Genomic DNA, 6009 nt, shown 5'->3' with positions numbered 1-6009 from the left:
CACGCTCAATGACGACCGCATACCCCGTCGTCGTCATCCCGAGAGACGGTCAACAATCAAGCACTGCACGGCTGACGATAAGCGTGCCCAGATAATTGACCGTTAGCAGTGTTTTCCACGACTCTTCGGTCGAATCGACGAATTTTTCGATGATATCGACACCGGCGTTATTGACAAGGATGTCGACCTTACCCAGCTGTGTGTTCACAGCCTCGACGGTGCGGGCCACGGCCGAGCTGTCTGTGACGTCGATCGCGAAGCCGGCGCTTGCACCAGGCAACGTCGCGGCCAGCGCCTCGGCCTCAGCGTCGTTGATATCGCACACTGCGACCCGGGCTCCCGCCTCGGCGAGATGCCGGCAGATCTCGGCGCCAATGCCGCCGGCGCCGCCCGTCACCAGCGCTGTGCGCCCGTTCAGGCGGCTCATCGGCGATCATCCACCGAAGCTGGCGTCCACGGGGCGTCAAATCGAGGCTGACGTTTCTCGCGGTGCGCTGCCAGGCCTTCTTTGACGTCAGGGCCGCCAAATCCGAGAAACTCCAGGCCGAGTGAGGCTTCGAAGGTGGGTCCGAACATGCGATACCAATGGTTGAGGCTGCGCTTGGTCCCGCGGATGGCCGCCTGCGCGCCGCCGGCCAATTGAGCGGCAATGCGATGAGCCGTCGCCAGAACCTCTTCGTCATCGACACAGACGGATACCAGCCCGATTCGCTCGGCCTCCGCGCCTGACAGGCGATCACAGGTGAGTAGGTAGTACTTCGCCTTGGCCATCCCAACCAGCAGCGGCCAGCAGATGGCGGCGTGATCGCCCGCCGCGACGCCGAGGCGCGTGTGCCCGTCAATGATCTTCGCGGTGCGGCCGGCCACGGAGATGTCGGATAGCACCGCGACTACCAGGCCCGCGCCGACGGCAGGCCCGCGGATTGCAGAGACGACCGGTTTGTCGAGGTTGACCATGTTGACGACCAGATCGCGGGCCTCGCGCATGATCTGGATGCGGCTGTCGTAGTCATCGATCATCGCTTCGAGCAGATCGAAGTTGCCTCCGGACGAAAAGGCCGCCCCTTCACCGCGAACCAGGACGACGCGGACGTCGGGATCTCGTTCGATGACCGGCCATATGTCAGCGAGATCGCGATGCATGCGGGGCCCGACCGAATTCAGGCCGGGCGCGGCGAGCGTGATCTCGAGGATCCCCTCCTCGGAGTGCTCGAGTCGCAGGGTTGGGAATTCAGAGTAGTCGATACGCATCTCAATCTGCCGACTTTCTTTGTAGGGTCAACTGCCACGACAGCTGTCGCGGTGAAGTCGGCGGGATCACACGCGGCGATGCGACTTCGCCGTGAGGCGCACAGCCCATGCCGAAGCTAGCCCGTGCGCAGGATGAGGGCGTCGCCCTGGCCGCCGGCGCCGCACAACGCCGCGACGGCATAGCCGGAGCCGCGTCGTGACAACTCGAGGGCGGCGTGCAGCGTGATCCGCGCCCCCGACATGCCGATCGGATGCCCGATGGCGATCGCGCCGCCGTTGACGTTGACCTTCTCCGGATCGACACCCAGCTCCTTCATCGACGCGAGCCCGACCGCGGAGAACGCTTCGTTGATCTCGATGACGTCGAGCTGGTCAAGCGAGATGCCCTCGCGGGCAATGGCTTTCTTGATGGCATTGGCCGGCTGCGACTGCAGGGTGGAGTCCGGGCCCGCGACCACGCCGTGGGCGCCGATCTCGCACAGCCAGGTCAGCCCCATCTCCTGGGCCTTCTCCTTGTTCATCACGACCACCGCGGCCGCGCCGTCGGAGATCTGCGACGCCGATCCGGCGGTGATGGTGCCGTCCTTGCGGAACGCCGGCTTGAGACCGGCCAAAGACTCGGTGGTGGTGTCGGCGCGGATGCCCTCATCCTCGGTGAACTCGATCGGGTCGCCCTCGCGCTGCGGAATGCTCACGGGCACCACCTCGTCGGCGAAGATGCCGTCTTTCCATGCCGCAGCGGCCTTTTGGTGCGAACGCGCCGCAAACTCGTCCTGCTCGGTCCGGGTGAACTGGTCGACGTCGTTGCGCTGTTCGGTCAGCGCGCCCATCGGCTGATCGGTGAACACGTCGAACAGCCCGTCATAGGCCGTGTGGTCGAGCACCGTGACATCACCGTACTTGTAACCCGCGCGGCTGTCCATCAGCAGGTGCGGCGCCTTGGTCATCGACTCCTGGCCACCGGCCACGACGACGTCGAATTCGCCGGCGCGGATCAGCTGGTCGGCCAGCGCGATCGCGTCGATGCCCGAGAGGCACATCTTGTTGATGCTCAGCGCTGGCACGTCCCAACCGATCCCGGCGCCGACGGCCGCCTGTCGGGCAGGCATTTGCCCGGCGCCAGCGGTCAGCACCTGGCCCATGATCACGTACTCGACGAGCGACGCCGGAACTCCTGCCTTCTCCATTGCACCGGCGATCGCGATGGCGCCCAGATCGCTGCCGGAGAAGTCCTTGAGCGAACCCATCAATTTGCCCACCGGCGTGCGGGCTCCTGCAATGATCACCGACCTCGTCATCAATCCCCCAAACCATTTGTGCCTGTGGGCTCACGGCACGTCGCACTCGTGTCGACCCGCCGCGACAAAGTTCGGTTAATCGCCACTAACTACGGGAACGTTAGTGGCGATTAACCGAGATGTCCATTTTTCGTGGCGTCGAGGGCGCTAACGGGCGCCAGAAACGGCCACTGCGATTCATGTACGGGCAGCTCCTAGGTAGCGCTGAGTCGCAGCGCGGGGTGGGCACGATGTTGAATGTGCGATTGTTGGACAGTTACGCCAGCATGACCACCGGCACAATCCGAATATGCCGCGACGCTCCGTGTCAGCCAAACAGCAGACCGTAATACGAAACCATCGCGCGCGGATGCTCCGCGGCTCCCAGGGCCGGCCGTATTGGCGGCGGCTGGTATCGGCGGAGGTCACTTCAACGACGATTGCAGGATAGAAGGGCCCCACGCCCACCACGGCCGAGTTTCGTCGTGCTACAACGCCCTGCCATCGCTGATCCAACCGAATAGATAGAGACGCTTATGCAACAACCACTCGTCGACCGCTCACCCGCCGTCTCCGCCACCATGTTGGCCAGTCAATCGTGACTAGGGCTCAGAGCAGGCTCGATGCGCAGTTCGATCCCTTCAAGCTGTCCGACGAGCACAACGAACTGCGCTCGGTGCTGCGCGACCTGTGTGAGAAGGAGATCGCGCCGCACGCCGCCGACGTCGACGAGAAGGCGCGCTACACCGACGAGGCGTTGACGGCGCTGACGGCGTCGGGCATGGCCGCGATCCACATCCCCGAGGAGTACGGCGGCCAGGGCGGTGACTCCGTGGCGGCGTGCATCGTGATCGAAGAGGTCGCTCGGGTGTGCGCCTCGTCGTCGCTGATCCCGATCTGCAACAAGCTGGGCACCATGGGCCTGCTGATGCAGGGCAGCGAGGAACTCAAAAAGCAGGTGCTCCCGTCGATCGCCGCCAGCGATGCTGTGGCGTCCTATGCGTTGTCCGAGCGCGAGGCGGGCAGCGACGCCGCGGCGATGCGCACCAAGGCCCGCCGTGAGGGCGATGAGTGGGTGCTCAACGGCGCCAAGTGCTGGATCTCCAACGGCGGGCACTCGACCTGGTACACGGTGATGGCGGTGACCGACCCCGACAAGCGGGCCAACGGCATCTCGGCGTTCGTCGTCCACAAGGACGATCCCGGCTTCTCCGTCGGGGCCAAGGAGAAGAAGATGGGCATCAAGGGATCGCCCACCACCGAGCTGTACTTCGAGGACTGCCGCATCCCGGCCGACCGGATCATCGGCGAGGAGGGCACCGGTTTCAAGACGGCGCTGGCCACTCTCGACCACACCCGCCCGACGATCGGCGCACAGGCCGTCGGCATCGCCCAGGGTGCGATCGACGCGTCGATCGCCTACGTCAAGGAGCGTAAGCAGTTCGGCAAGCCCATTGCTGATTTCCAGGCCGTGCAGTTCATGCTCGCCGAGATGGCGATGAAGACCGAGGCCGCCCGGTTGATGGTCTACACCGCGGCGGCGCGCGCCGAACGCGGCGAGCCGAACCTGGGCTTCATCTCCTCGGCATCGAAGTGCTTCGCCTCCGACGTCGCGATGGAGGTGACCACCAACGCGGTCCAGCTGTTCGGCGGCTACGGATACACTTCGGACTTCCCCGTCGAGCGCTACATGCGCGACGCCAAGATCACCCAGATCTACGAGGGCACGAACCAGATCCAGCGTGTGGTGATGTCGCGCGCGCTACTGCGCTGACGGTCCGAGGGGCGGTTTAGCTGATCAACGCTGTTGCGCCTTCAAGAGGTCGACCGCTGCGTTGCGCATCTCAACTTTGCGGATTTTGCCGGTGACGGTCATCGGGAACTCGTCAACCACGTGGACATAGCGCGGAATCTTGTAGTGCGCGAGCTTGTCGGTGGCGAACACGCGCAGCGCCTCGGCGGTGACGGGTTGAGTTCCTTCTCGCATGCGGACCCACGCCATGAGTTCCTCGCCGTACTTGGCATCCGGAACACCGATTACCTGCGCGTCCAAGATGTCGGGATGGGTATAGAGGAATTCTTCGATCTCGCGCGGATAGATATTCTCACCGCCGCGAATCACCATGTCCTTGGTCCGGCCGATGATGCTGACGTAGCCCTCGTCGTCCATGGTCGCAAGGTCGCCGGTGTGCATCCAACGCGCGGCGTCGATCGCCTCGGCGGTCCAGTCAGGCCGCTCCCAATAGCCCAGCATCACTGAGTATCCGCGGGTGCAGAACTCGCCGGGGGTGCCGCGAGGAACAGTCAACCCCGTCTCTGGGTCGATGATCTTGACCTCCAGATGCGGGTGCACTGTTCCCACCGTCGACACTCGACGCTCGATCGGATCGTCGGCACTGGTCTGGGTAGATACCGGCGACGTCTCCGTCATGCCGTAGCAGATAGTCACTTCGCGGACACCCATCCGCTCGATGACTTGCTTCATCACCTCAACCGGGCACGGCGAGCCCGCCATGATGCCGGTCCGCAGGCTCGTCAGGTCAAACTCTTCGCATCCGGGTTCGGCGAGCTCGGCGATGAACATCGTCGGCACGCCGTACAGCGAGGTGCAACGCTCGGCCTGCACGGCTTGCAGCGTCGTCCGGGGTTCGAAAGACGGCGCCGGAATCACCATGCACGCGCCATGCGTCGTGGCGGCGAGGTTGCCCATAACCATGCCGAAGCAGTGGTAGAAGGGCACCGGTATGCAGATCCGGTCGGCTTCCTTATAACCGCACATCTCGCCGACGAAGAATCCGTTGTTGAGGATGTTGTGGTGACTCAGTGTGGCGCCTTTGGGAAACCCGGTGGTACCCGACGTGTATTGGATGTTGATCGGATCGTCGGCACTGAGCGCGTAACCGACCGCCGCCAACCGTCGCGGATCGCTGTGCCGGCCCGCGTCAAGCAGCGCGTGCCAGTCCCGCCCCCCGATCAGAACGACGTATTCGAGAGCTTCGCATCGCGGCCGGACCTTCTCGATCATTGTGGCGTAGTCGGAAGCCTTGAACTTTTCGGCAGCGATCAGCAACGTCACACCGGCCTGGTTGAGCACGTACTCCAGCTCATGGGCTCGGTAGGCGGGATTGATGTTGACAAGGACTGCGCCGATCTTGGCCGTGGCGTACTGAACAAGCGTCCACTCTGCGCAATTGGGCGCCCAGATGCCCACGCGGTCGCCCTTGCTTATCCCCCTTTCCAACAGGCCCAAGGCCAGGGTGTCGACATCAGAGACAAACTCCCGATAGGTCCAGCGCCGACCCGTCCAACATTCGACGAGTGCATCGCGCTCAGCGAAGTATTCAGCCGTGCGGTCTAGATTGTCGCCGATCGTGTCACCGAGGAGGGGTGCGTCGCCAGCACCCGACGCATAACTGAGGTCACGAGGCATGGGTGATGACGCCGCGGATGATCCTGCCGTCCCGCAAGTCCTGGTAGCCCT

At 64.0% G+C, this 6009-nt stretch carries 5 protein-coding genes; 1 reads left to right on the top strand and 4 read right to left on the bottom strand.

The window, feature by feature from the left end; translation table 11 throughout:
• Positions 1–49: 49 nt before the first annotated feature.
• The 3 genes from CRM90_RS29290 to CRM90_RS29280 all read right to left on the bottom strand — a co-directional run bounded on the left by CRM90_RS29290 (position 50) and on the right by CRM90_RS29280 (position 2549).
• Positions 50–427: an SDR family NAD(P)-dependent oxidoreductase gene (locus CRM90_RS29290; RefSeq protein ID WP_102810363.1), complete on the bottom strand. Its 378-nt coding sequence runs from the start codon at positions 425–427 to the stop codon at positions 50–52.
• Positions 424–1251, bottom strand: a complete 828-nt coding sequence (locus CRM90_RS29285; RefSeq protein ID WP_102810362.1) for an enoyl-CoA hydratase/isomerase family protein — start codon at positions 1249–1251, stop codon at positions 424–426. Before CRM90_RS29285 ends, CRM90_RS29290 begins: the two co-directional genes overlap by 4 nt.
• A gap of 116 nt (positions 1252–1367) precedes the next feature.
• Positions 1368–2549 carry an acetyl-CoA C-acetyltransferase gene (locus CRM90_RS29280; RefSeq protein WP_102810361.1) on the bottom strand — a complete coding sequence of 394 codons (1182 nt, stop codon included), beginning with the start codon at positions 2547–2549 and terminating at the stop codon, positions 1368–1370.
• 577 nt (positions 2550–3126) lie between these two features.
• On the opposite strand from CRM90_RS29280, the gene CRM90_RS29275 reads away from it, so the two are divergent.
• The gene (locus CRM90_RS29275; protein ID WP_102810360.1) at positions 3127–4302 is read left to right on the top strand and encodes an acyl-CoA dehydrogenase; all 1176 of its coding nucleotides are present in this window, start codon (positions 3127–3129) and stop codon (positions 4300–4302) included.
• Positions 4303–4326: 24 nt separating this feature from the next.
• On the opposite strand, the gene CRM90_RS29270 is transcribed toward CRM90_RS29275, so the two are convergent.
• A complete protein-coding gene (locus CRM90_RS29270; RefSeq protein ID WP_102810359.1) occupies positions 4327–5958 on the bottom strand; it encodes an AMP-binding protein in 1632 nt (543 codons plus the stop codon).
• Positions 5959–6009 lie beyond the last annotated feature (51 nt).

Source organism: Mycobacterium sp. ENV421, assembly GCF_002887815.1.
Taxonomy (GTDB): Bacteria; Actinomycetota; Actinomycetes; order Mycobacteriales; family Mycobacteriaceae; genus Mycobacterium.
Note: the sequence above shows the minus strand (reverse complement) of the source record. Positions and strands in the feature narration are given on the sequence as shown.